This window comes from Nocardioides aurantiacus (genome assembly GCF_003752505.1).
Lineage (GTDB): Bacteria > Actinomycetota > Actinomycetes > Propionibacteriales > Nocardioidaceae > Marmoricola > Marmoricola aurantiacus.
Window position 1 is genome coordinate 509,136 of record NZ_RKHO01000001.1, and the last position, 22,114, is coordinate 531,249.

21 protein-coding genes are annotated in these 22,114 nt (G+C 74.1%); 9 read left to right on the forward strand and 12 right to left on the reverse strand.

Going from position 1 to position 22,114, the window contains the following annotated elements; all coding sequences use genetic code 11:
• Positions 1–52 precede the first annotated feature (52 nt).
• Positions 53–1,093: a Bug family tripartite tricarboxylate transporter substrate binding protein gene (locus EDD33_RS02525; RefSeq protein WP_123388968.1), complete on the reverse strand. Its 1,041-nt coding sequence runs from the start codon at positions 1,091–1,093 to the stop codon at positions 53–55.
• 93 nt (positions 1,094–1,186) lie between these two features.
• On the opposite strand from EDD33_RS02525, the gene EDD33_RS02530 reads away from it, so the two are divergent.
• Together EDD33_RS02530 and EDD33_RS02535 are read left to right on the forward strand one after the other, a co-directional pair.
• Positions 1,187–2,830: a sensor histidine kinase gene (locus tag EDD33_RS02530; RefSeq protein ID WP_211332386.1), complete on the forward strand. Its 1,644-nt coding sequence runs from the start codon at positions 1,187–1,189 to the stop codon at positions 2,828–2,830.
• Positions 2,827–3,519 (forward strand): response regulator, encoded by a 693-nt coding sequence (locus EDD33_RS02535; protein WP_246003323.1) that lies wholly within the window; start codon positions 2,827–2,829, stop codon positions 3,517–3,519. The genes EDD33_RS02530 and EDD33_RS02535 overlap by 4 nt, the downstream gene beginning before the upstream one ends.
• Here EDD33_RS02535 and EDD33_RS02540 read toward each other — a convergent pair.
• Genes EDD33_RS02540 through coaA form a run of 3 tightly spaced genes read right to left on the reverse strand, consistent with a single transcriptional unit; the run spans position 3,492 to position 6,059 of the window.
• Complete coding sequence (locus tag EDD33_RS02540) at positions 3,492–4,139, reverse strand: class I SAM-dependent methyltransferase (protein WP_211332387.1); 648 nt, start codon at positions 4,137–4,139, stop codon at positions 3,492–3,494. The two genes, EDD33_RS02535 and EDD33_RS02540, sit on opposite strands and share 28 nt — an antisense overlap.
• Entirely contained in the window at positions 4,136–5,080 is a 945-nt protein-coding gene (locus EDD33_RS02545; protein WP_123388971.1) for a DUF389 domain-containing protein, read from the reverse strand. The genes EDD33_RS02540 and EDD33_RS02545 overlap by 4 nt, the downstream gene beginning before the upstream one ends.
• Before the next feature lie 10 nt (positions 5,081–5,090).
• Positions 5,091–6,059, reverse strand: a complete 969-nt coding sequence (coaA, locus tag EDD33_RS02550) for a type I pantothenate kinase (RefSeq protein ID WP_123388972.1) — start codon at positions 6,057–6,059, stop codon at positions 5,091–5,093.
• 62 nt (positions 6,060–6,121) lie between these two features.
• On the opposite strand from coaA, the gene glmS reads away from it, so the two are divergent.
• On the forward strand, positions 6,122–7,966 hold the full coding sequence (gene glmS, locus EDD33_RS02555) for a glutamine--fructose-6-phosphate transaminase (isomerizing) (protein ID WP_123392917.1): 1,845 nt from the start codon (positions 6,122–6,124) through the stop codon (positions 7,964–7,966).
• Positions 7,967–7,970: 4 nt separating this feature from the next.
• Positions 7,971–8,312 (forward strand): holo-ACP synthase, encoded by a 342-nt coding sequence (locus tag EDD33_RS02560; protein WP_123388973.1) that lies wholly within the window; start codon positions 7,971–7,973, stop codon positions 8,310–8,312.
• A gap of 13 nt (positions 8,313–8,325) precedes the next feature.
• Here EDD33_RS02560 and EDD33_RS02565 read toward each other — a convergent pair whose 3' ends face one another.
• Complete coding sequence (locus tag EDD33_RS02565; RefSeq protein ID WP_123388974.1) at positions 8,326–9,255, reverse strand: PDDEXK family nuclease; 930 nt, start codon at positions 9,253–9,255, stop codon at positions 8,326–8,328.
• Between the two features lie 118 nt (positions 9,256–9,373).
• On the opposite strand from EDD33_RS02565, the gene EDD33_RS02570 reads away from it, so the two are divergent.
• The 5 genes from EDD33_RS02570 to tsaB are packed head-to-tail and all read left to right on the forward strand — an operon-like array spanning position 9,374 to position 14,549.
• A complete protein-coding gene (locus EDD33_RS02570) occupies positions 9,374–10,756 on the forward strand; it encodes an NAD(P)H-hydrate dehydratase (protein ID WP_123388975.1) in 1,383 nt (460 codons plus the stop codon).
• A gap of 29 nt (positions 10,757–10,785) precedes the next feature.
• Entirely contained in the window at positions 10,786–11,964 is a 1,179-nt protein-coding gene (gene alr / locus EDD33_RS02575) for an alanine racemase (protein WP_123388976.1), read from the forward strand.
• Complete coding sequence (locus EDD33_RS02580) at positions 11,961–13,010, forward strand: alpha/beta fold hydrolase (protein ID WP_246003324.1); 1,050 nt, start codon at positions 11,961–11,963, stop codon at positions 13,008–13,010. The genes alr and EDD33_RS02580 overlap by 4 nt, the downstream gene beginning before the upstream one ends.
• Positions 13,007–13,909, forward strand: coding sequence for a tRNA (adenosine(37)-N6)-threonylcarbamoyltransferase complex ATPase subunit type 1 TsaE (tsaE, locus tag EDD33_RS02585; protein WP_246003325.1), 903 nt, complete (start codon positions 13,007–13,009; stop codon positions 13,907–13,909). The genes EDD33_RS02580 and tsaE overlap by 4 nt, the downstream gene beginning before the upstream one ends.
• Positions 13,910–13,919: 10 nt before the next feature.
• A complete protein-coding gene (gene tsaB, locus EDD33_RS02590) occupies positions 13,920–14,549 on the forward strand; it encodes a tRNA (adenosine(37)-N6)-threonylcarbamoyltransferase complex dimerization subunit type 1 TsaB (protein ID WP_123388977.1) in 630 nt (209 codons plus the stop codon).
• Here tsaB and EDD33_RS02595 read toward each other — a convergent pair.
• From EDD33_RS02595 to sigK, 7 genes are read right to left on the reverse strand one after another with little or no spacing between them, the layout of a single operon-like run.
• Positions 14,542–15,204, reverse strand: a complete 663-nt coding sequence (locus tag EDD33_RS02595) for a DUF1295 domain-containing protein (protein WP_123388978.1) — start codon at positions 15,202–15,204, stop codon at positions 14,542–14,544. The two genes, tsaB and EDD33_RS02595, sit on opposite strands and share 8 nt — an antisense overlap.
• Before the next feature lie 9 nt (positions 15,205–15,213).
• Positions 15,214–15,987, reverse strand: a complete 774-nt coding sequence (locus tag EDD33_RS02600) for a DUF1295 domain-containing protein (protein ID WP_246003326.1) — start codon at positions 15,985–15,987, stop codon at positions 15,214–15,216.
• Position 15,988: 1 nt separating this feature from the next.
• Positions 15,989–17,317, reverse strand: coding sequence for an SAM-dependent methyltransferase (locus EDD33_RS02605; RefSeq protein WP_211332388.1), 1,329 nt, complete (start codon positions 17,315–17,317; stop codon positions 15,989–15,991).
• The gene (locus tag EDD33_RS02610; protein ID WP_123388979.1) at positions 17,314–18,603 is read right to left on the reverse strand and encodes an SAM-dependent methyltransferase; all 1,290 of its coding nucleotides are present in this window, start codon (positions 18,601–18,603) and stop codon (positions 17,314–17,316) included. The genes EDD33_RS02605 and EDD33_RS02610 overlap by 4 nt, the downstream gene beginning before the upstream one ends.
• Complete coding sequence (locus EDD33_RS02615) at positions 18,600–20,675, reverse strand: FAD-dependent oxidoreductase (protein WP_123388980.1); 2,076 nt, start codon at positions 20,673–20,675, stop codon at positions 18,600–18,602. Before EDD33_RS02615 ends, EDD33_RS02610 begins: the two co-directional genes overlap by 4 nt.
• Complete coding sequence (locus EDD33_RS02620; RefSeq protein ID WP_123388981.1) at positions 20,672–21,442, reverse strand: anti-sigma factor; 771 nt, start codon at positions 21,440–21,442, stop codon at positions 20,672–20,674. Before EDD33_RS02620 ends, EDD33_RS02615 begins: the two co-directional genes overlap by 4 nt.
• The gene (sigK, locus tag EDD33_RS02625; protein ID WP_211332389.1) at positions 21,439–22,017 is read right to left on the reverse strand and encodes an ECF RNA polymerase sigma factor SigK; all 579 of its coding nucleotides are present in this window, start codon (positions 22,015–22,017) and stop codon (positions 21,439–21,441) included. The genes EDD33_RS02620 and sigK overlap by 4 nt, the downstream gene beginning before the upstream one ends.
• Positions 22,018–22,114 lie beyond the last annotated feature (97 nt).

Here is a 22,114-nt window from a genome sequence, read left to right on the forward strand (position 1 = left end):
GCGGCCCCCTGCTGGGGGCCGCCCGGCGTCACCGGGGGGTGGTGCGGACCGCTCAGGCCAGGCCGAGGTCGGTCAGCGTGGTGCGGACGCGCTCGTTCTGCTCGTCGAGGTAGGACTCGAACTCCTCGCCGGTGGCGAAGTTGTCGGACCAGCCGTTCTTCTCCAGCGTGTCCTTCCAGGCCTGCGTGTCGTGCATCTCCTCGAAGGCCTTCACGTAGGCCTCGCGGGTGGCGTCGTCGATGCCGGGAGGGGCCAGGACGCCGCGCCAGTTGGTGAACACCAGGTCGATGCCCTCCTCGGTCAGGGTCGGGGCGTCGGTGGTCTCCAGGCGCTCCTCGCCGGAGACCGCGAGCACGCGCAGCGAGCCGTCGGCGATCTGGCCCTCGAACTCGCCCAGGCCGGACATGCCGACGTCGATCTTGGAGCCGAGCAGCGCGGTGGTCAGCGGGCCGCCACCGTCGTACTCCACGTAGGCGACGTCCTTGGGGGTGACGCCCACGGCGTCGGCCAGCTGCATCGGGAACAGGAAGTCCGGGCCGCCGGGCGCCGAGCCGCCGCCGACGACGACCTTGTCGGGGTCGGCCTTCCAGGCCTCGACGAAGTCGTCGACGGTCTTGAAGGGGGAGTCCTTGGGCACCAGGATCGCCTCCTGCTCCTCGATGAGGCGGGCGATCGGGACGGCCTTGTCGACGGTGGCGTCGGACTTGTTGGTGTAGACGGCGCCGACGACGCCGAGGCCCATGGTCATGAGCAGGTCGTCGGAGCCCTTCTCGTTGAGCAGGCGCTGCATCGCGACGGTGCCGCTGGCGCCCTCGACGTTGCTGACCTCGAAGCGGCCGGTGATCTTCTCGTCCTCCATCACCTTGACCGCGGCGCGGCCGGTGAGGTCGTAGCCGCCGCCGGCGGCGTTGGGGATCATCATGCGCATCCGCTTCTCGGACAGGTCGCCGCTCGCGTCGCCGCTGTCGGACGACGAGGTGACGCCGCCACAGGCGGTGAGGGCGGCCAGCGAGACGACGCTGACGGTGGCCAGGACGGCGCGCAGTCCACGACGGGTGGACGGCGAACGGTGGGGGAACAGGTTGACGGTCATCCTGCGAGCACCTCCTCGGTGAGTTCCGTGGGAGCATGTCCCGCGCATGTGGCGCCCGTCACGCTTGCGGAAGCAAAGGAGGTTGCGGTCGTTGTGGTCACCGTCACGTCCGGCCGTCGCCGCGACCCCAGCCTGGCCGCTCAGGTGCTGGTCCTGCAGCTCGTGGTCGTCGTCGGGGTGCTCGCCCTCGTCGCGGTGATCTCGCTGCGGCAGTCGGGCGCGACCTTCCGGGCGCAGTCGGGGTCGCAGATGCGCGGCGTCGCGGAGTACGTCGCCGACACCTTCCAGGTGCGCACCAAGCTGGAGGAGGCCTCCGGCCGCGCCACCGGCACCTCGGCCCGCGACACCATCAACGAGCTCGCCCCCACCCTCGACGCGGCGCTGACCACCTCGGCTGCCGACGAGATCGACATCGCCACCCCCGACGGCGAGGTGCTGGTGAGCTCCGACCCGCTGCGGGTCGGCGAGCGCATCGCGGTCGAGGGCCGGGCCGGCGCGCAGTGGTCGGGACTGCGCGAGGTGGACGGCGCCACCGTGGTGGCCGCCCGCGCCCCGGTGCTCTCCGACGAGGACGGGCAGGAGGGCGACCTCGTCGGGCTGGTGCTGGTCGAGCAGGACTACCCCTCGGTGTGGGAGCGGCTGACCTCGAGCGCGGCCAACCTGGCGCTGTTCCTGGGGCTCGGCGCCCTGCTCGGCGTGCTCGGCACCTACGTCGTCTCGCGGGTGGTCAAGCGCCGCACGCACGGCCTGGGCGCCTCGGAGATCGCCCGGCTGGCCGACCACCGCGAGGCGCTGCTGCACAGCATCCGCGAGGGCGTGCTCGCCGTCGGCACCGACGGCCGGGTCACGATGGTCAACGACGCCGCGCTCGACCTGCTCGCCCTCCCGGCCGACCCCGTCGGGCAGCCGGTGGCCGGGCTGGGGCTGGCCGACCAGGTGGTGGCGCTGCTCGACGGCTCCGCCCCGGCCGACGAGGACGCGGTGGCGGTGGTCGCCGACCGGGTGCTGGTGTTCAACCGTCGTACGGCGTCCAGCGGCGGCAGCCGGATCGGCACCGTCACCACGATGCGCGACCGCACCGAGCTGGTCTCGCTGCAGAGCCAGCTGTCCTCCAACCTCTCGATCTCCGACACGCTGCGCGCACAGACCCACGAGTTCAGCAACCAGCTCCACACCATCTCGGGTCTCGTCCAGCTCGGGGAGTACGACGAGGTGCGCTCGCTCGTCGGCACGCTGACCCGTCGTCGCGCCGAGAGCGAGGACTTCGTGACCAGCCGGATCGACGACCTCGCGGTGGCGGCCCTGGTGCTGGCCAAGGCGAGCGTGGCCGCCGAGCGCGGCGTACGGCTGGAGCTGACCGAGGACTCCGCGCTGCCGCCGCTGGTCGCGCTGGACTCCGCGGACCTCACCACCGTGCTCGGCAACCTGGTCGACAACGCGATCGACGCCTGCAGCGGCCGCGCCGGCGCCGAGGTGACCGTGGCGCTCCAGTCGGGCACCTCCTTCCTCCACGTCGAGGTCGGCGACAACGGTCCCGGCGTGCCGGAGGAGCTGCGCGGGGCGATCTTCGTGCGGGGCTGGTCGACCAAGCCCGACGTCCTCGGTGGTCGCGGCATCGGGCTGCCGCTGGTGCAGCTCATCTGCGCGCAGCGGGGTGGGAGCATCGAGGTCCACCAGCGCGACGGGGCCGTGTTCTCGGTCCGGCTGCCCTACTCCGCCACCAGGAGGGTCCCGTGAGCCCCACGCCCCTGCGCGTGCTCGTCGTCGACGACGACTTCATGGTGGCGAGCGTCCACGAGCGGTTCGTGCAGCGCACGGAGGGCTTCGAGGTCGTCGGCAGCGCCCGCACCGGCGCGGACGCGCTCGAGCTCGCGGCCCGGCTCGGGCCCGACATCGTCCTGCTCGACGTCCACCTGCCCGACCTCAGCGGCCTGGAGGTCCTGGCCCGGCTCCGTGCCGCCGGGTCCGAGGCGGGGGTGCTGATGGTGACCGCGGAGCGGGGGGCCGAGACGGTGCGGCAGGCGCTGCACGGCGGCGCGACGCAGTACCTCGTCAAGCCCTTCGAGTACGACGACCTCGCCGGCCGACTCCAGCACGTCGCGCAGGCGCTCGGCGCGCTGCGCGGGGGGCAGGCCGACCAGGACACCATCGACCGGCTCTTCGGCGCCGTCACCCCGGCCGCCGCCGGGCCGCCGCCGCTGCCCAAGGGCCTCAGCGCCGAGACCGGCCAGCTGGTGCGGGCCGCGCTGCACGCGGGCGAGGAGCTCTCCGCGGCCGAGGCCGGCGAGCGGCTGGGGCTCTCGCGGGTGAGCGCGCGGCGCTACCTCGAGCACTTCGTGGCCACGGGCGACGCGGTGGTGCGGCTGCAGTACGGCGGCGCCGGGCGTCCGGAGCGGCGCTACCGCGCGTCCGGCGCCGGTCGCTGAGCACGCAGCACCGCCACGACGTAGTCCTCGCCCGGCGGCCGGAGGTCGTAGCTCCCGGCCAGCAGGTCGAGCCGCAGCCCGGCCTCCTCGGCGTGCTCGCGCAGCTCGGCGGCGGGGTAGTCGCGGCTGCCGGTCGGTCCGGCCACCGGGTGGAAGCCGACGAGCAGGCAGCCGTCCTCGGCCAGCAGCCCGGCCAGCACCCGGAGCACCTCGACCTGGGTGTCGTCGGCGAGGAAGACCATCACGTTGCCGACCACCACGACCACGTCGTACGCCGAGGGCCGGCCGTGCGTCGTGAGCAGCTCCGGCGTGAGCGCCAGCAGGTCGGCCTCGACGACGCCCACGTCGGGGAACCGCTCGCGCGAGATCGCCACCAGCGCGGCGTCCTTCTCGACCGCGGTGACGTCGTGGCCGCGGCGGCGCAGCGCCTCGGCCACCCGGCCCACGCCGGAGCCGGCGTCGAGCACCCGGGCGCCGCGCGGGGCCAGGACGTCGGCCAGCCGCGCCTCGCCGTCGTCACCGGAGCCGGCCTCGTGCTGCTCGAGGAAGGTGCGGACGTAGCCCGACTCGCGCGAGTCCCCGGCCAGCTCCCAGCGGGTCGGGGGAGGGGGCTCGGTCACGGCGCGACCTCCCGTCGTCGACCCCGGGCTACCCGGCTCCACACCAGGCGCTGCACCAGCAGGGTGAGGGTGCCGGCGAGCACGATGCCGAGCAGGTTGATCCCCAGCTGCAGCGACGCCGACGCGGCCTCGCCCCAGATGCCGCAGGCCAGGCAGATGGCCAGGGTCCCGACGGCGGGGATCGTGGTGACCGAGATGAAGACCCCGACGAGCGGACCCGACTTGCCGGTGGTCAGCGAGAGCACGCCGGCCGTGCCCGCGAGGACCGCGACCACGAACGACCAGGCGTCGGGACTGACGATGAAGTCGGTCAGCTCCCCGGTCCCGGCCTGGGTCCGCGTGAAGCCGCCGGCGGCGTACGCCACCGCCCAGACGGTCGTGGCGACCGCGAGCGCGATGGCGAACCCGGCACCCAGGGCGCCCAGTGCGCGCGGCAGCAGCGAGGGTCGCGGCCGGGCGAGCGCGAAGCAGACGGCGGCGATGGGCACGAACTCCGGTCCGACGACCATGGCGCCGACGATGAGGATCGGTTGGTCGAGGATGCGTCCGGCGCCGGCGATCAGGGTGGCCAGGGTCATGAAGGCTACGAAGGCCCAGGACAGTCGCGAGTCCTCGCGCAGCCGCTGCTCCACCGAGACCCACACCACGCCGTCGTCGGGTGCCCCCGGCGCGACCCGCTCGGCCTCGTCGGCGGAGCGCGCGAGGATCGTGTCGATCTCCCCGATGCTGATGGAGCCGTGGTGGTGCAGGCCCAGGTCGCGCAGCCGTCCGACGACCGCGGTGGCGTTCTCGCGGGCGACGTCGGCCAGGACCAGGCAGCCGGCGGGCTTGCGGAAGCCGTGGGGGACCACCGCGAGGTTGGTGACCGTGGGGTCCTGGTCGAGCAGCTCCACGACCGAGTCGGTCCGGTCGCTGGGGACGCGCAGGCGCAGGTGCAGCATGCTCAGCCCCTCACAGCTTGCGCAGCCTGACCCACCGCACCGAGTGGTCGTGGTCCTTGCGCAGCACCAGCGTGGCGCGCGAGCGGGTGGGCTGGACGTTCTGCTTCAGGTTGGGCCCGTTGATCTCGTCCCAGATGCGGCTGGCCTCGGCCACGGCCTCGTCGTGGGTCAGGGCGGCGTACTTGGCGAAGTAGGACTGCGGGTCGCGGAAGGCGGTCCCGCGCAGCCGCAGGAACCGGTCGGTGTACCACCGGCGGATGTCGCTCGTGGCCGCGTCGACGTAGACCGAGAAGTCGAAGAAGTCGCTCACGGCCAGGCCCACGCGGCCGTCCTGGCGCACGCCGGCGGCCTGCAGCACGTTGAGGCCCTCGACGATGACGATGTCGGGGCTGCTGACCACGACCTTCTCGTCGGGGACGACGTCGTAGACGAGGTGGGAGTAGGTCGGCGCCTCGACCTCGTCGCGGCCCGACTTGATGTCGACCACGAACTTCAGCAGCGCCTTGCGGTCGTAGGACTCCGGGAAGCCCTTGCGGTGCAGGATCCCGCGGCGGCTCAGCTCGGCGTTGGGCAGCAGGAAGCCGTCGGTGGTCACCAGCGAGACCCGCGGGTGCTCGGGCCAGTGGGCCAGCATGTGCTGCAGCACGCGGGCGGTGGTCGACTTGCCGACCGCCACCGACCCGGCGAGCCCGATCACGAAGGGCGTGCGCGGCGGCTGGCGCTGGTGGAGGAACTCCTCCTGGCTGCGGTGGAGCTGGCCGGCCGACTCGACGTACAGGCTCAGCAGGCGCGACAGCGGCAGGTAGACCTGCTGCACCTCGTCGAGGTCGAGCTGGTCGCCGAGGCCCTTGACGCGGTCGATCTCGTCGGCCGACAGCGGCTGCTCGGTGGCCCGACCCAGCGCCGCCCAGGCGGTGCGGTCCAGCTCGACGTACGGGGAGCTCTCGCCCGCGTGCAGGCCGTGCGACCCGTTCGACATGCCCCCGACCCTAGGACGTCCGGGGCGTCGGACGACGTCCGCACCCACCTATGCTGCTGCCCATGTGTGGAATCGTCGGGTACGTCGGACCCCAGCAGGCGCACGACGTGGTGATCGCGGGCCTGCGTCGCCTGGAGTACCGCGGCTACGACTCGGCCGGGATCGCCGTCATCGACGGTGGGGCCATCGCCTCGGACAAGCGGGCCGGCAAGCTCGCCAACCTCGTCACCGCGCTGGAGGAGTCGCCGCTGCCGGCCGCGACCACCGGCATCGGCCACACCCGCTGGGCCACCCACGGCGCCCCGACGGACACCAACGCCCACCCCCACCTCGGCGAGAAGCGCCGGGCCGCGGTGGTGCACAACGGCATCATCGAGAACTTCGTGACGCTGCGCGAGGAGCTCGAGCTCGCCGGCCACGAGCTGCTCTCGGAGACCGACACCGAGGTCGCCGCCCACCTGCTCGAGGTCGCCCTGACCGAGTGCGACGACCTGACCCGGGCGATGCAGGCCACCTGCCGCCGGCTCGAGGGCGCCTTCACCCTGGTCGCGATCGACGCCCAGGACCCCAGCCGGGTGGTCGCCGCGCGGCGCAACTCCCCGCTGGTGGTCGGGCTCGGCGAGGGCGAGAACTTCCTCGGCTCCGACGTCGCGGCCTTCATCGAGCACACCCGCGAGGCGCTCGAGCTGGGCCAGGACCAGGTCGTCACCATCACCGCCGAGGGCGTCGAGGTGACCGACTTCGAGGGCCACGCCGCCGAGGGCACGCGCTACCACGTCGACTGGGACCTCTCGGCCGCCGAGAAGGACGGCTACGACTGGTTCATGCGCAAGGAGATCTTCGAGCAGCCCCGCGCCGTCGCCGACGCGCTGCTGGGCCGCCACGACGGCGACGGGCTGCTGCAGCTCGACGAGGTCCGCATCTCCGAGGACGAGCTGCGCGAGGTCGACAAGATCGTGATCATCGGCTGCGGCACCGCCAACTACGCCGGCCTGGTCGCGAAGTACGCCATCGAGCACTGGACCCGCATCCCCTGCGAGGTCGAGCTGGCCCACGAGTTCCGCTACCGCGACCCGATCCTGACCCGCAACACCCTGGTGGTGGCGATCAGCCAGTCCGGCGAGACCGCCGACACCCTGATGGCGATCCGCTACGCCCGTCAGCAGAAGGCGCGGGTCCTCGCGGTCTGCAACACCAACGGCTCGACCATCCCGCGCGAGTCCGACGCGGTGATCTACACCCACGCCGGGCCCGAGATCGGCGTCGCCTCGACCAAGGGCTTCCTGACCCAGCTGATCGCCTGCTACCTCCTCGGCCTCTACCTCGCCCAGGTGCGCGGCACGAAGTTCGGCGACGAGATCGCCGCGGTGGTCGACGAGCTGGCCAAGATGCCCGACCACGTGCAGTGCCTGCTCGACTCCGCCGAGCAGGTCTACGAGCTCGCCCGCACCTACGCCGGCACCCGGTCGGTGCTGTTCCTGGGCCGCCACGCCGGCTTCCCCGTCGCCCTCGAGGGGGCGCTGAAGCTCAAGGAGCTGGCCTACATCCACGCCGAGGGCTTCGCCGCCGGCGAGCTCAAGCACGGTCCGATCGCGCTCATCGAGGAGGGGCTGCCCGTCTTCTGCGTGATGCCTCCCCGGGGACGGGACCAGCTGCACGACAAGATGGTCAGCGCCATCCAGGAGATCCGCGCCCGCGGCGCCCGCACCCTGGTGCTGGTCGAGGAGGGCGACGAGGAGGTCACCCGGTACGCCGACGAGCTGATCCGGCTCCCCGTCGTACCCACGTTGCTGCAGCCGGTCGTGGCCACCGTCCCGCTCCAGCTCTTCGCGTGCGAGCTGGCCACGGCCATGGGCCACGACGTCGACCAGCCGCGCAACCTGGCCAAGTCCGTCACCGTCGAGTGAGCGTGTGATCGTCGGGATCGGCACGGACGTCGTCGACCTGGCGCGGTTCGAGGCCACCCTGACGCGCACCCCGTCGGTCCGCGAGCGGCTGTTCACCCCCGCCGAGGCGGCCCTGCCGCTCGCCTCGCTGGCCGCCCGGTTCGCCGCCAAGGAGGCGCTCAGCAAGGCCCTCGGGGCCCCCGCCGGCCTGGACTGGCACGACGCCGAGGTCGTCACCGACGCCGCCGGCGCCCCCTCCTTCGTGCTGCGCGGCACCGTCGCTGCCGCCGTGGGCCCCGCCCGCCCCCACCTCTCCCTCTCCCACGACGCCGGAGTCGCTCTCGCCTTCGTCGTCCTGGAGTCGTGAGGCTGAGAGGGCGCTAGGACGCCCTCTGGGACTCACGACCCGGCAGTCCGAGGGCGGCGAGGTCGTCGAAGACCGCCTCCGGCTCGTCGCGCAGCTCACGGCTGCTGCACCGCACGATCACCCGGCCCGGTCCACTGAGCCGGCGCTGGCGGGTCATGTCGTCCTCCCAGTGCGCGACCTCCATGTGGAAGCCGCCGTCGATCTCCAGCACCAGCACGGAGTCGTCCGCGAGCCGCCACTCGCAGTCCAGGAACCGGAGGCGACCCGCGCTGTCGCGCCGCCGACGCTGCCGGTGCGGGGGTGCGACGCCGTGGCGACGGCAGAGCCGGCCGAGGTCCAGCTCGGCCAGGGACTGGGCCCCGCCCTCGATGTCGCGCAGCACGCCGCGGAAGAGGGCCGCCCGCCGCAGCGGTCGCATCGAGACCAGCTCGTCGAGCAGCAGCGTCGGCGTGGTGAGGCGCTGCTGGACCACCGCGGCCAGCAGTCCCTGGGCGGTGCGCACGGAGCGGTCGTAGCCGGCGAACAGCAGCGCGGCCGGCTCGACCCGCGCCAGCGGCAGGACGCTGGTGCGGTCGCGGAACCGCGCGAGCGTACGCCGGGTGCGTGTGAAGACGACCCCGGGCAGGTCCTCGACCAGCACCTCGTCGTCGACGAGCACGCTCACCTCGTCGCGCTGCCAGCCACGCAGCCCCCGGACCTCCAGGGCGCTGAGGCCACCCACCACGGCGTCGCCGCCGACGTGCAGCGGTCCCAGCCACCTCGTCGCCTCCCGATCGAGCGGTCCGGTGAAGGTGCTCACGACCGTGCTCGACCGCTCGGCCCACCGACGGGCGGCGAGCTGGTTGCGGACCCGCTTGTGGTCGCAGCCCAGGGCGCGGAGCTGGCGCCGCGCCACGAGGCCGGACTGGGCGGCCGCCAGGCGGGCGATGACGAGGTCGTCCATGCCCGCACCCTCCCCGAAGCCGGCGAGCGGGGCCGTCGTACGTCCACAGGCACCGGGTCGTGAGGCTGAGAGGACGCCCCAGCGCCCTTTCAGCCTCACGACTGCCTAGGTTGGGGGGATGAGGTGTGCGCACACGGTCGAGCAGGTGCGGGCTGCGGAGCAGGCCGCGATGGTGCGGCTGCCGGAGGGGGCGTTGATGCAGGTCGCGGCGGCCGGGTTGGCGACCGCGGTGGCCGAGCTGCTCGGGGCGACGTACGGCGCGCGGGTGCTGCTGCTGGTCGGGGGCGGGGACAACGGCGGTGACGCGCTGTACGCCGGAGCGCTGCTCGCCCGGCGCGGCACCTCCGTGCAGGCGGTGCTGCTCTCGGAGCGCACCCACCAGGCCGGGCTGGCCGCGCTGCGCCGCGCCGGGGGCCGGGTGGTCGAGCCGCAGCGGGCCCGCCGGCCCGACGTGGTCGTGGACGGCATCGTCGGCATCGGCGGCCGGCCGGGGCTGCGGCCCGAGGCCGAGCAGGTCCTCGCCGGGCTCACCGGGGTGCCGGTGGTGGCCGTCGACCTGCCGTCGGGGGTCGAGGCCGACACCGGGCACACCGACGGGTCGCACGTGCGGGCCGACCTCACCGTCACCTTCGGCACCCACAAGGTCGCCCACCTCGTCGACCCGGCGGCGCTGGCGTGCGGGGTGGTGCACCTCGTCGACCTGGGGCTGGACCTGCCCGCCCCGGCGCTGGAGGCGCTGCAGGCCGAGGACGTCGCGATGCTGCTGCCCCGGCCGGGGCCCTTCGACCACAAGTACACCCGCGGCGTGGTGGGCGTGCACGCCGGCTCGGCGACCTACCCGGGCGCGGCGGTGCTGGCCACCTCGGCGGCGGTCTCGGGGCTCGCCGGGATGGTGCGCTACCAGGGGTCGGCGGCCGACGCGGTGCGCGCCCGCCATCCCGAGGTCGTGGTCTCCGACGGGCGGGTGCAGGCCTGGGTGGTGGGCTCGGGCGGCGACGCCGACGCCGAGCAGGCGTTGGCCGCGGCGCTGGCCGACGGGGTGCCCGCCGTGGTGGACGCCGACGCGCTGGTGCACCTCGCCCCGCACCCCGACGGCTCGCGCGGGCTGGTGCTGACCCCGCACGCCGGTGAGCTGGCACGGATGCTCGACGTCGGGCGCAGCGAGGTCGAGGCCGACCAGCTGGGCTGGGTGAGGCGGGCCGCGGCGGCGTACGACGAGGTGGTGCTGCTCAAGGGACGCCACACCCTCGTCGCCCACCCCGACGGCCGGGTCCGCGCCACCACCAGCGGCGTGCCGTGGCTGGCCGTGGCGGGCGCCGGTGACGTGCTCGCCGGGCTGGTGGGGTCGCTGCTGGCCTCCGGCCTCGAGCCGTACGACGCCGCGTCGGTCGGCTCGTGGCTGCACGGCGCGGCCGCCGCGCTGGCCGCCGACGGGGGGCCGCTGCAGGCCTCGGCCGTGGCCGATGCCATCCCGGCCACGGTGAGGCGGCTGCTCGCCTGACCCCGCGCGGGTGGGAGGATGTGCGGGCCATGGACGCCTCCGACCCCACGCTGCGCCCGCGCCCGGACGCCGAGGTCGTGGTCGACCTGGGGGCCGTCCGGCACAACGTGCGCCGGCTCCGCGAGCTGGTCTGGGGCGACCGTCCGGCCGACGAGCGCGGCCAGGTGATGGTCGTGGTCAAGGCCGACGCCTACGGCCACGGCCTCGTCCCCGTGGCGCGCGCGGCCCGGCAGGCCGGCGCGGAGTGGCTCGGCGCCGCGACCCCGGCCGAGGCGCTGGCGCTGCGCGAGGCCGGCGACGCCGGTCGGCTGCTGTGCTGGCTCGCGGCCCCCGGCCACGACTTCGCCCCGCTGGTGAGCGCCGACGTCGACGTCACGGCGTACTCCGTCGCCCAGCTCGAGGAGGTCGTCCGCGGCGCCCGGGTCGCCGGTCGCCCGGCGCGGCTGCAGCTCAAGCTCGACACGGGCCTGTCCCGCGGCGGCGCCGCGCGCGACGACTGGCTCGCGCTGGTCACCGCGGCACGGCACGCCCAGGACGACGGCGACGTCCGCGTCACGGGTGTCTGGTCGCACCTCGCCTGCGCCGACGAGCCCGGCCACCCGGCCAACGCCGCGCAGCTCGCGGCCTTCGAGGACGGCCTGGCCCTGGTGGCCGACGCGGGCCTGGAGCCCGAGGTGCGCCACCTGGCCAACAGCGCGGGCGCGCTGTGGCACCCCGGCGCCCGGCACGACCTGGTGCGGCTGGGGATCGCGTCGTACGGCGTGAGCCCGGCGCCCGAGGTCGCCACCAGCGACGAGCTGGGACTGGTGCCCGCGATGACGGTGCGCGGCCGGCTGGTGATGGTCAAGGAGCTGGCGGAGGGCGACGGGGTCTCCTACGGCCACACCTGGACCGCCCCCGCGCCGACCCGCGTCGGGCTGGTGCCGATGGGCTACGGCGACGGCGTGCCGCGCCACGGGTCCTCGCGCGCCGAGCTGCTGGTGGCCGGCGTACGCCGCCCGGTGCTCGGCCGGATCTGCATGGACCAGCTGGTCGTCGAGGCGGCGGGGGCGGAGGCCGGCGACGAGGTGCTGCTGCTCGGCCCCGGGTCGGCCGGCGAGCCGACGGCGGCGGACTGGGCGGCGTGGTGCGACACCATCGGCTACGAGGTCGTGACGCGGATGGGCGGCCGCCAGGTCCGCTCCTGGGTGGGGGAGGACGAGCGGTGAGCAAGCGCAGGCTGGCCTACGCGACGGGCGGGATGGCGGTCGCGGCCGTCACCGCCCTGGCGAGCGGGGTCGTGGTGGAGAAGCGGGTGGTGGCGGCCCGGCGCGAGGGCGCCGCCGAGGCCGACCGGCTCGGCTCACTGCGCTCCCCGGCTCGCCCGGTGACGTGCGAGGACGGCGTGGTGCTGCACGGTGAGCTCGACGAGCCCGCCGACGGCGCCGACGCGGCGTCGGGGACGACGCTGCTGTTCGTGCACGGCTTCGCGCTCAACCTCGACTGCTGGCACTTCCAGCGCGACGCCCTGCGCGGCCGCTACCGGATGGCGTTCTACGACCAGCGCTCCCACGGCCGCTCGGAGCGGTCGGCCAAGGAGAACGTCAACATCGACCAGCTCGGCGACGACCTCGCGGGGGTGCTCGAGCAGCTCGTGCCCGACGGTGACGTGGTGCTGGTCGGCCACTCGATGGGCGGGATGTCGATCGTCGCGTTCGCCGAGCGCCACCCCGAGGTGTTCCGCGACCGGGTGCGCGGCGTGGCGCTGATCGCCACCACGGCCGGCGGCCTCAAGCCCCACCGGACCGTCAGCCGCTTCATCCCCGACGGCCTGGGCCAGCTGGTGGCGCCGCGGCTCGTGGCCGCGCTGGCGATGGCGCCCGAGCTCGTGGACTCCGCCCGGCGCGGCGGCTCCAACATCGGCTTCCTGGTCTCGGAGATGTTCGCCTTCGGCCACGACGCGCCCGCCGCGGAGGTGGAGTTCCTCGACGAGATGCTGGCCGGTACGCCGTTCGAGGTGCTGGCCGCCTTCTTCCCCAACTTCTCCACCCTCGACAAGTTCGCCAGCCTCGAGCTGTTCCGCACCGTGCCCACGGTGATCGTGTGCGGCACCAAGGACCGGCTGACCTCGATCGGGCACAGCCGCAAGATGGCCGCCCTGATCCGCAACGCCCGGCTGGTGGAGTCCGACGGATCGGGCCACATGGTCATCTTCGAGGACCGGGAGCGCGTCAACGCCACCCTCGTCGAGCTGGTCGAGGAGGCCGCCCGGTGACCCCGTCCGACGAGCCGGTGATCACCATGGTCGACGGCAGCCGCGCCGCCGACGTGCTGGCCGTGATCCACGAGGCCTTCGGCGACCGGCCCCCGCTGGACCCGCCCGCCACCGCGCTCGACGAGACCGAGGAGTCGGTCCGCGCGGCGCTCGACGAGCACGGCGGCCTGCTCGTCGAGCACGAGGGACGCCCGGTCGGCTCGCTGCTGTTCGAGCTGCGCGGCCGGATGCTGGGGCTGCGCCGGGTCGGCGTGCTCGGCAGCGCCCGCGGGCTCGGCGTCGCGGCCCGGCTGACGGCCGAGGCGATGCGGATCGCCACCGAGCGGCACTTCGGCGGCATCGAGCTCGAGGCCCGGGTGGAGCTGCCGAGGACGGTCGCGATGTGGCGGCACTTCGGCTTCGTCGAGGCGGGCCGCAACGGCAACCGCCTCACCATGCTCAAGCTGCTGCCCGTGCGCCGCGTCCTCCCCACCGCCGAGGACACCCGCGCCTTCGGCGGCTGGCTGGCGACCCTGATGCGCGAGGGCGACATGGTGATCCTCACCGGCGACCTGGGGGCCGGCAAGACGACCCTGACCCAGGGCCTGGGACAGGGGCTGGGCGTGCGCGGCGACGTCACCTCGCCGACCTTCGTCATCGCCCGGGTGCACCCCTCCCTGACCGGTGGCCTGCCGCTGGTCCACGTCGACGCCTACCGGCTCGGCGACACCGCCGAGCTCGACGACCTCGACCTCGACACCGACATCGAGGAGGCGGTCACGGTCGTGGAGTGGGGGGAGGGGCTCGCCGAGACGCTGGCCCACAGCCGGCTCGAGATCAGCCTGGAGCGCGGCGACGACGACGTCCGCTCGCTCACCCTGACGCCCGTCGGCCCGCGGTGGCGCGAGCTGGTCTTCTAGGCTCACGCCCGTGCTGCTCGCCTTCGACACCGCCACGTCCCGGGTCACCGTCGCCCTCCACGACGGCACGTCCGTCGTCGCGTCGTACGCCGCGGACGAGGCGATGCGCCACGGCGAGATGCTCGCGCCGGGCATCGCCCGCGTGCTGGCCGACGCCGGCGCGACCGTCCGCGACCTCACCGCCGTCGCCGTCGGGGTCGGCCCCGGGCCGTTCACCGGCCTGCGCGTCGGCCTGGTCACCGCCCGCACCCTCGGGCTGACCCGCGGGATCCCCGTCCACGGCGTCTGCACCCTCGACGTGCTGGCCGCCGCGGCGATGGACGCCGGTCTCGACGAGCTCGCGGTCGCCACCGACGCCCGCCGCAAGGAGGTCTACCTCGCGACGTACGCCGGGGGCCGCCGCACGTCCGGACCACTCGTCGTGAAGCCGCTGGACGCGGACGTCAGCGGCCCCGTGGTGGGCCGGGGTGCCGTGCTCTACCCCGAGGCGTTCCCCGACGCCCGCGGCCCCGAGCAGCCCGACGCGGCCGTGCTGGCCGAGGTGGTGCAGCAGCAGCGGTTCGAGCTGCTGGGGCCCGACCCGCTCTACCTGCGGCGGCCCGACGCCGCCACGCCCGGCGTGCCCAAGCGCGTCAGCTGAGCGGGGCCGTCGCCCCGCGGCGGCGCTGGAACAGCACCAGCGCCGCGACCACGAGGGGCGAGACCAGGCCGACGTAGCCCGGCCAGGCGTCCGCGGCGACGAGGGCGACGCCGACCCAGACCGCCACGTCCCCGAGCCAGGAGCGACCGAGCGCCACCAGTGCCTGGCCCAGCAGCCACACCACCAGTCCGAGCCAGGTGAGCGGCCCGAGGATGCCGATGGTGAAGACGGTGACCTGGAGCGGGGCGGAGACCAGCCACAGCGCCGGCACGGCGACGACGACCGGGACGCCGAGCAGCGGCGAGTGGTGGCCGGTGCCCGAGCGGAGCACGTGGAGGACGGACCAGAGCAGCGCCATCACGAGCGGGAGCCAGACCAGGGTGAGCACGGGATCCGGCGGCGCACCCGTCCGGGTGTCGTAGACCGTGACGAAGGTCCGCTCGCCCAGCACGAAGGCCCACAGCACGGCGCACACCACGGCCACGACCGCCATCGACGACGACCAGGTCAGCGCGGCGGTCGCGTCGGCGGTCCAGCCGCGCCGCGGCGCCAGCGCTCGCACCGTCAGGACCACCACGGCCACGGCGGCCAGGCTCAGCAGCCCGACCAGGGCGAGGGAGCCCGTGTCGAGGGCCAGGCCGATGTCCGAGGTCACCCCGGGAGCCTAGGAGACGGGCTGCTTCCGGGGCGGGAGGGGGACGAACATCGAGGTGCGCTCGGCGTACTCCGGGTAGCCCTCGCGCTGCATCATCGTCTTCTCCAGCAGCTTGGCGCCGGTGGCGAAGACCAGGAAGTAGGTCATCACGGCCGGCGAGAGGACGGTCGCCAGTCCGACCAGGCCGCCGCCGAGGCCGACCAGCCAGATGCCCCACCACACGCAGGCGTCGCCGAAGTAGTTCGGGTGCCGCGTGTAGCGCCACAGGCCCTGGTCCATCACCTTCGGGCGCGACTCCTTCGGCTGCTTGCGGTACGCCGCCAGCTGGGCGTCGCCGACGGTCTCGAAGACCAGCCCGACGAGCCACACGACCACGCCGACGACGACCAGCCACGTCCAGCGGGTCTCCGTCACCGCCGCCACCTGGACCGGCAGCGAGACGAACCACATCGCCACGCCCTGGGTCAGGAAGACCCGGGTGACGGCGTAGGAGAACGGCTTGCCGTCGAGCAGCTCGGCGTAGCGCGGGTCCTCCTCGCCGCTGGCCAGCAGGCGGGTGAGGGTGTGCCGGAACAGCCGCAGGCCCCAGACGCCGACCATGACGAGCAGCAGCCAGCGCACGGGCGCGTCGCCGAGCAGCGCGCACACGAGCGCCACGACGACGAAGCCGAGGCCCCAGGTGGCGTCGACGACGACGACCCGGTCGAACCGCCGGGCGACGACGGCGGTGGCCGCCATGAGGACCGCGACGGCGGCGAAGGAGGCCAGGATGACGGTCAGCACGTCAGGAGTGTCGCACCGCGGCCAGCGTGTGCGCCGCTCCGGGCCGCACCATCAGGATCTGGTCGACGCCCATGCGGCCGTCGCGGAAGGCCATCGCGCCGCCGACGAGGTAGAGGCGCCAGACGCGGACGACCTCCTCGCTGGTCAGCTCGGTGAGCCGGTCCAGGTTGCGCTCGAAGTTCTCCAGCCAGCCCGCGACCGTCTTGACGTAGTGCTCGCGCATGGCGTGCACGTCGCGCACCTCGAGCCCCCCGCGCTCGAGGAACGCGACCGTCTCGCCCACGGGCCGCATGGTCATGTCGGGGGCGATGAAGGACTCGATGAAGGGACCGCCGCCGGGGTGGCCCTTGCGGCCGCCCGCCCGCGACATCTGCTGGATCAGCACCCGGCCGCCGGGACGCACGGCGTCGTGCAGCACCTGCGCGTAGGTGTCGTAGTTGCGCTCGCCGACGTGCTCGCCCATCTCCAGCGACCCGACCGCGTCGAACGGTCCGGCGCCGCGGCCGTGGGCCTCGGGGATCTCGCGGTAGTCCTGGAGCCGGATCTCGACCCGGTCCTCCAGCCCGCGCTCGGCGATCCGGGCGTCGATGAACTTCTTCTGCTCCGCGGAGATGGTCACGCCCACCACCTGGGCGCCGAAGTGCTCGGCGGCGTGCAGCGACAGCGAGCCCCAGCCGCAGCCGATGTCGAGGAAGCGCATGCCGGGCTCGAGGCCCAGCTTGGTGCAGACGAGGTCGAGCTTGTCGCGCTGCGCGTCCTCCACGGTGTACGCCGGGTCGTCGCTGGTGTGGTAGCCGCAGGAGTAGGCCATCTGGGGCTCGAGGATCAACGAGTAGAACTCGTTGGACAGGTCGTAGTGGTGGCTGATCGCGCGCCGGTCGCGCAGCTTGCTGTGGAGGCGGCCCTTGACCTGGGCCTGCGAGTCGGGCGTGCGGGGCGGGCGGCCGACGGCGCCGACGTCGACGGCGGTGCGCAGCGCCCGGGCGAAGGCACCGGGCGAGGGGCGGACGCCGGACAGGCCGCGCTCGGCGGCGACGGACCAGACGTGGGTCAGCGCCTCGTCGAGGTCGTGGTGGACCTCGAGCTCGCCGGTGACGTAGGCCTGCGCGGCCCCGAGCTCGCCCGGGTGCCACAGCAACCGGCGGATGGCGTCGGGGGAGCGCAGCTCGACCAGCGGGGCGCCGGCGGGCCCGGCCTCCGAGCCGTCCCAGGCGCGCAGCCGCACCGGCAGGTCGCCGCCGACGAAGGGACGCAGGGCCTCGGCGAGCCGCGGGGCCACCCCGGCGTCGGTCGGGCGGGCGTCGGTCGGTCGCTCCTGGGTCGCGGTCACGACGTGGTCCTCTCGAAGGTGAGCTGCTGGACGTCGAGGTAGCCCGAGGCGAAGCCCGCCCGGGAGTACTCGAGGTAGAAGTGCCACATCCGCTCGAAGGTCTCGTCGAACCCGAGCCGGGCGACCTCCTCGTGGGCCGCGGCGAAGGTCTCGTCCCAGCGCTGCAGGGTGGCGGCGTAGTGGCGCCCGAAGGAGAGCCGGTCGCTGATCCGCAGCGAGGTGTCGGCCGTGACGATCTCGTCGATCGCCTGCACCGAGGGCAGGAAGCCGCCGGGGAAGATGTACTTGTTGATCCAGGTGTAGGTCTGCCGGGTGGCGAGCATCCGGTCGTGGGGCATCGTGATCGCCTGGATGCCGACCCTGCCGCCGGGGGCGAGCAGCCGGTCGATCGTGCGGAAGTACGTCGACCAGTACTCGTGGCCGACGGCCTCGACCATCTCGACGGACACGATCGCGTCGTACTCGCCCTCGACCTTGCGGTAGTCGCACAGCGCGATCTCGACCCGGTCGGAGAAGCCGGCCTCGGCGACCCGGGCCTCGGCGAGCTCGAGCTGCTCGCTCGACAGCGTCACCGAGTGGACCGTCGCGCCGCGGCGGGCGGCGCGGACGGCCAGCTCGCCCCAGCCGGTGCCGATCTCGAGCACGCGGGTGCCCTCGCCGACGCCGGCCCGGTCGAGCAGCCGCTCGATCTTGCGGGCCTGGGCCTCGGCCAGCGGCTCGTCGGCGGCCTCGGGCGGCGCCGCGACGAGGTGTCGGCGCCCGTCGGCCACGACGCGGGTCACCGAGGTGTCGAACAGCGCCGAGGAGTAGCTCAGCGTCTCGTCGAGGAAGAGCCCGAAGAGGTCGTTGGACAGGTCGTAGTGGTGTGCGATGTTGTCGCGGGTGTTGCTGGTGGTGTTGCGGTGCATCGACGGCGGCCGCTGCACGTAGACCTTGCGCAGCTTCTGCATCCAGCCCGGCACCAGCCGCGGCATCTCGGCGGCGAGCACGGTCAGGAAGCCCCCGAGGTCCTCGGCGTCCCACGCCCCGGTGAGGTAGGCCTCGCCGAAGCCGATCAGGCCGTCGTGGCCCACCCGGCGGTAGAACTCCGCCGGGCGGCGCACCGTCATCGTGGGCCCGCCGAGGCCGATCACGTCGCCGCCGTCGCGGACGGTGACGGGCAGCCGCTTCACGGCGGCGTGGAAGATCTTGCGCGCGATCGGCGCCGCGACGTCGGCACGTCGTCCCGAGGGGACGACGTCGAGGTCCGGCCAGGCCGAGCGGGTGCGGGAGGGGATGGTGGTCATCGGGTGACCCCTTCCTGTCGTGGGTGCTCCGGGCGCGGTCGCACGCCCAGGCGTCGGGCCCACAGCCAGAGGCCGTGGACGTGGATGAGCACGGTGTGGCGCAGCGCGGCGGGGGCGGCCCGCAGCGTGCTGGTCGAGGTGCGCTCGCCGTCGAGCGAGGCGCTGAAGGTGGCCCCGTCGTCGGTGTGGAGGGTCACGGCGACGTGGAGCCGGTCGGTCGGGACGGGCACAGCCACGTCGTACCAGCCGTCGGTGCCGTGGAAGGGCGAGACGTACATCTGCTTCTCGGTGCGCGCCCGGCCCTGGGCGTCGGGGTGCACGAGGTAGGCGTGGCGCTCGCCGTAGGTGTTGTGCACCTCGACGACCACCGCGGCCAGCGCGCCGTCGCGGCGGTGGCACCAGAACACGCTGATCGGGTTGAAGCAGTGGCCCAGGGCGCGCGCGTTGGCGGCCATCACGATCCGGCCGCCGTCGGGCTCCACGCCCTGGAGCCGCAGGAAGTGCTCGACGTTGCCCTTGAGGGTGCCGGCGGGGTCGCCGAGGTGGTCGCGGGCCTCGAAGCTGCCCAGCACGCCGCCGGGACCGGCGGGCGCGGGCACGTGGTCGAGGTCGACCAGCCAGGTGGTCGAGCGGTGCTCGAAGCTGCGGCGGAACGGCCGGCGGCGGGTGTGGCGGATCGTCGTGGCGTACGCCGTGGGCTCACGCGGGGGCTCGACGGGCGGGGTCGAACCCTGCTCGGTACCCCATTCCACGCCCAGCCTGCGCGCCGCCTCGACACCGCTGCGGGCGCCGTCCTCGTGGAAGCCCCAGCCGTGGTAGGCCCCGGCCAGCACGACGCGGTCGGTGTCGCACTCGGGCAGCCGGCGCTGCGCGGCGACCGAGGCGGGGGTGTAGATCGGGTGCTCGTACTGCATCGTGTCGAGCACCAGGTCCTGGTCGACCAGGTCGGTGCCGCCGAGCGTGACGAGGTAGCGGGTGCCGTCGGCGGGCACGGGCAGGCGCATCAGCCGGGTCATGTCGTAGGTGACGGTGACCGTGCGGTCCTGCGCCGACGGCCGGCGCAGGTAGTTCCACGACGCCCGGGCACGCGGCAGCCGGGGGAGCACGCTGGTGTCGGTGTGCAGCTGCGCGGTGTTGGGGGAGTACGGCATCGCCTCCAGCACCTCGCGCTGCACCGGCGTGGGGTCGGCCAGCACGGCCAGCGCCTGGTGCGGGTGGGTGGCGATCACGACCGCGTCGTAGGCCTCGACGGCCCCGTTGCCGTCGGTCACGCCGACGCCGGTGGCCGTCTCGGCGACGGCGGTCACCTTGGTGCCGGTGCGGACCTCGGCCAGACCGGCGGCGACGCGGGTGACGTACTCGCGGGAGCCGCCGCTGACGGTGCGCCACGTGGGCGAGCCGAAGACGCCGAGCATGCCGTGGTGGCGCAGGAAGGAGAACAGGTAGCGGGCGGGGTACTCCAGCGCCACGGCCGGGTCGCAGGACCAGACGCAGGCGACCAGCGACTCCATGAAGTGGGTGCGGAACAGCGGCGTGAACTGCCCGCGGTCCAGGAAGGCACCCAGGGTCTCGCCGTCGTCGGCGACCGAGGTCGCCCGCGACGCCGTCCGGTCGGTGTCGTCGAGCAGCCGGCGGGCCATCCGGTGGAAGCGGGGGATCTCCACCAGCATCCGCAGGTAGGCCGGTCGGAACGCGTGTCGCCAGGTCGGGAACAGGCCGGAGGCGCCGAGCGCACCGGCGTACTCCAGGCCGCCCTGGCGGTCGACGCGCGCGTCGGAGCGCACCGACATCGACATCTCCGACTCCTGCGTCGCGACGCCGAGCTCGTCGAAGAGACGCAGCAGGTGGGGGTAGGTGCGGTGGTTGTGGACGATGAAGCCGGTGTCGACGCCGATGCGGCCGACGCGCGGGTCACCGGTCTCGACGTCGTGGGTGTCGGCGTGGCCGCCCAGGCGGCTGTCGGCCTCGTAGAGGGTGACCCGGCTGCCGCCGCGCGTCAGCACGTGGGCGGCCATCAGCCCGGCGACCCCGCTGCCGACGACGGCGACACGGTCAGGGGTGGGACGGCTCATGCAGTGCCCTCGAACTCCAGGTAGGCGATCGGGTCGCTCGTGGGGGCCGCGGACCCGGTCTCGGGCTCGAGGGTGATGCCGACCGCGGTGGCGGCGGCGCCGTCGCCGGTGAGCACGAAGGTCTGGTCGCCCCCGTCGGTCATCAGCCCGGCCGGAGCCATCCGGCCGTCGATGCGCAGCCACATCTCGAAGGCCTTGCCCTCGGGCGGTGCGGCCATCCGCTTGGTCGACAGCACGGCGCGGCCCTCGCTCACCGAGCGGGTGACGGTGGCGCTGGAGCCGTCGGGGAAGCGCTGGGTGACGGCCTCGGCGTCGGGGGCCGAGAGCACCCGGTCGGCGGCGCTGAGGTTGCGCGACGGGCTGGTGGGGTCGGGGTTCCAGGGCTGCGTGACCGCACCCGCGCCGACGACGCCGAGGATCGCGGCGGCGACGGCCAGGTTGGCCAGACGACGACGCCGGCTGCGGCCCAGCGGGACCACGTTGCCCGCAGGAGCGGTGGCGGACATCGGCTCGGGGGCGGGCTCGGTCGTCGTCTCCGGGGGGAGGGGACGCACGGTGGAGATCGCGGCGAGCACCGAGGCGCGCAGCGCGGGCGGAGGCTCCTCGGCGACGTCGTGGGCCAGCTCGGCGGCGGCGCGACGCAGCTCGGCGACCTCGACCTGGCAGTCGCGGCAGCCGGGCAGGTGCGCCTCGAAGCCGGTGCGCTCGTCGTCGTCGAGCGCGTCGACGGCGTACGCGCCCGACAGTGCGTGGATCGACGTGGTCACTGTCCCACCCCCAAGTGGTCGCGGAGGCGGATCAGGCCGTCTCGGATTCGGGTCTTGGCCGTGCCCAGCGGGAGGTCCAGCATCGTGGCGACCTCGCTGTGGGTGTAGCCCTTGAAGTAGGCCAGGTCGAGCGCCTCGCGCTGCGCCTGGGTGAGGCCCGCCAGCGCCTGGCGGACCCGGTGTGCCTCGAGCGACGCGGTGGCCGCCTCGGCGGTCGAGTCGTGCTCGGTGGCGTGGTTCTCGTGGTGGTAGGTCGTGTCGCGGCGGGTGCTGGCCTCGGCCGAGCGGACCCGGTCGACCGCCTTGCGGTGCACGACGGTGAGCATCCACGACACGGCGTGGCCCTGGGACTCGTCGAACCGTCCCGAGCTGCGCCAGATGTCGAGGAACGCCTCCTGCGTGACCTCCTCGGCCTGGGCCGGGTCGCGGACCACGCGCTTGGCGAGTCCGAAGACCCGCGCGGCCATCGCGTCGTACAGCGAGGCGAAAGCCTGCTCGTCGCCGCGTCCGCAGCGACGCAACAGCTCGGCCAGGTCGGGGGTGCCGATCTGGTCGGCCGCGGTCGACCTGGTCACGACAGCGGCGACCCCCGCCCCCTCGGAGGAGGGGACGGAGGTCGGGAACCCGCTGTCATTCACAGGTCAACTTTCGCAGACGTCGGTGCTCGGTGTC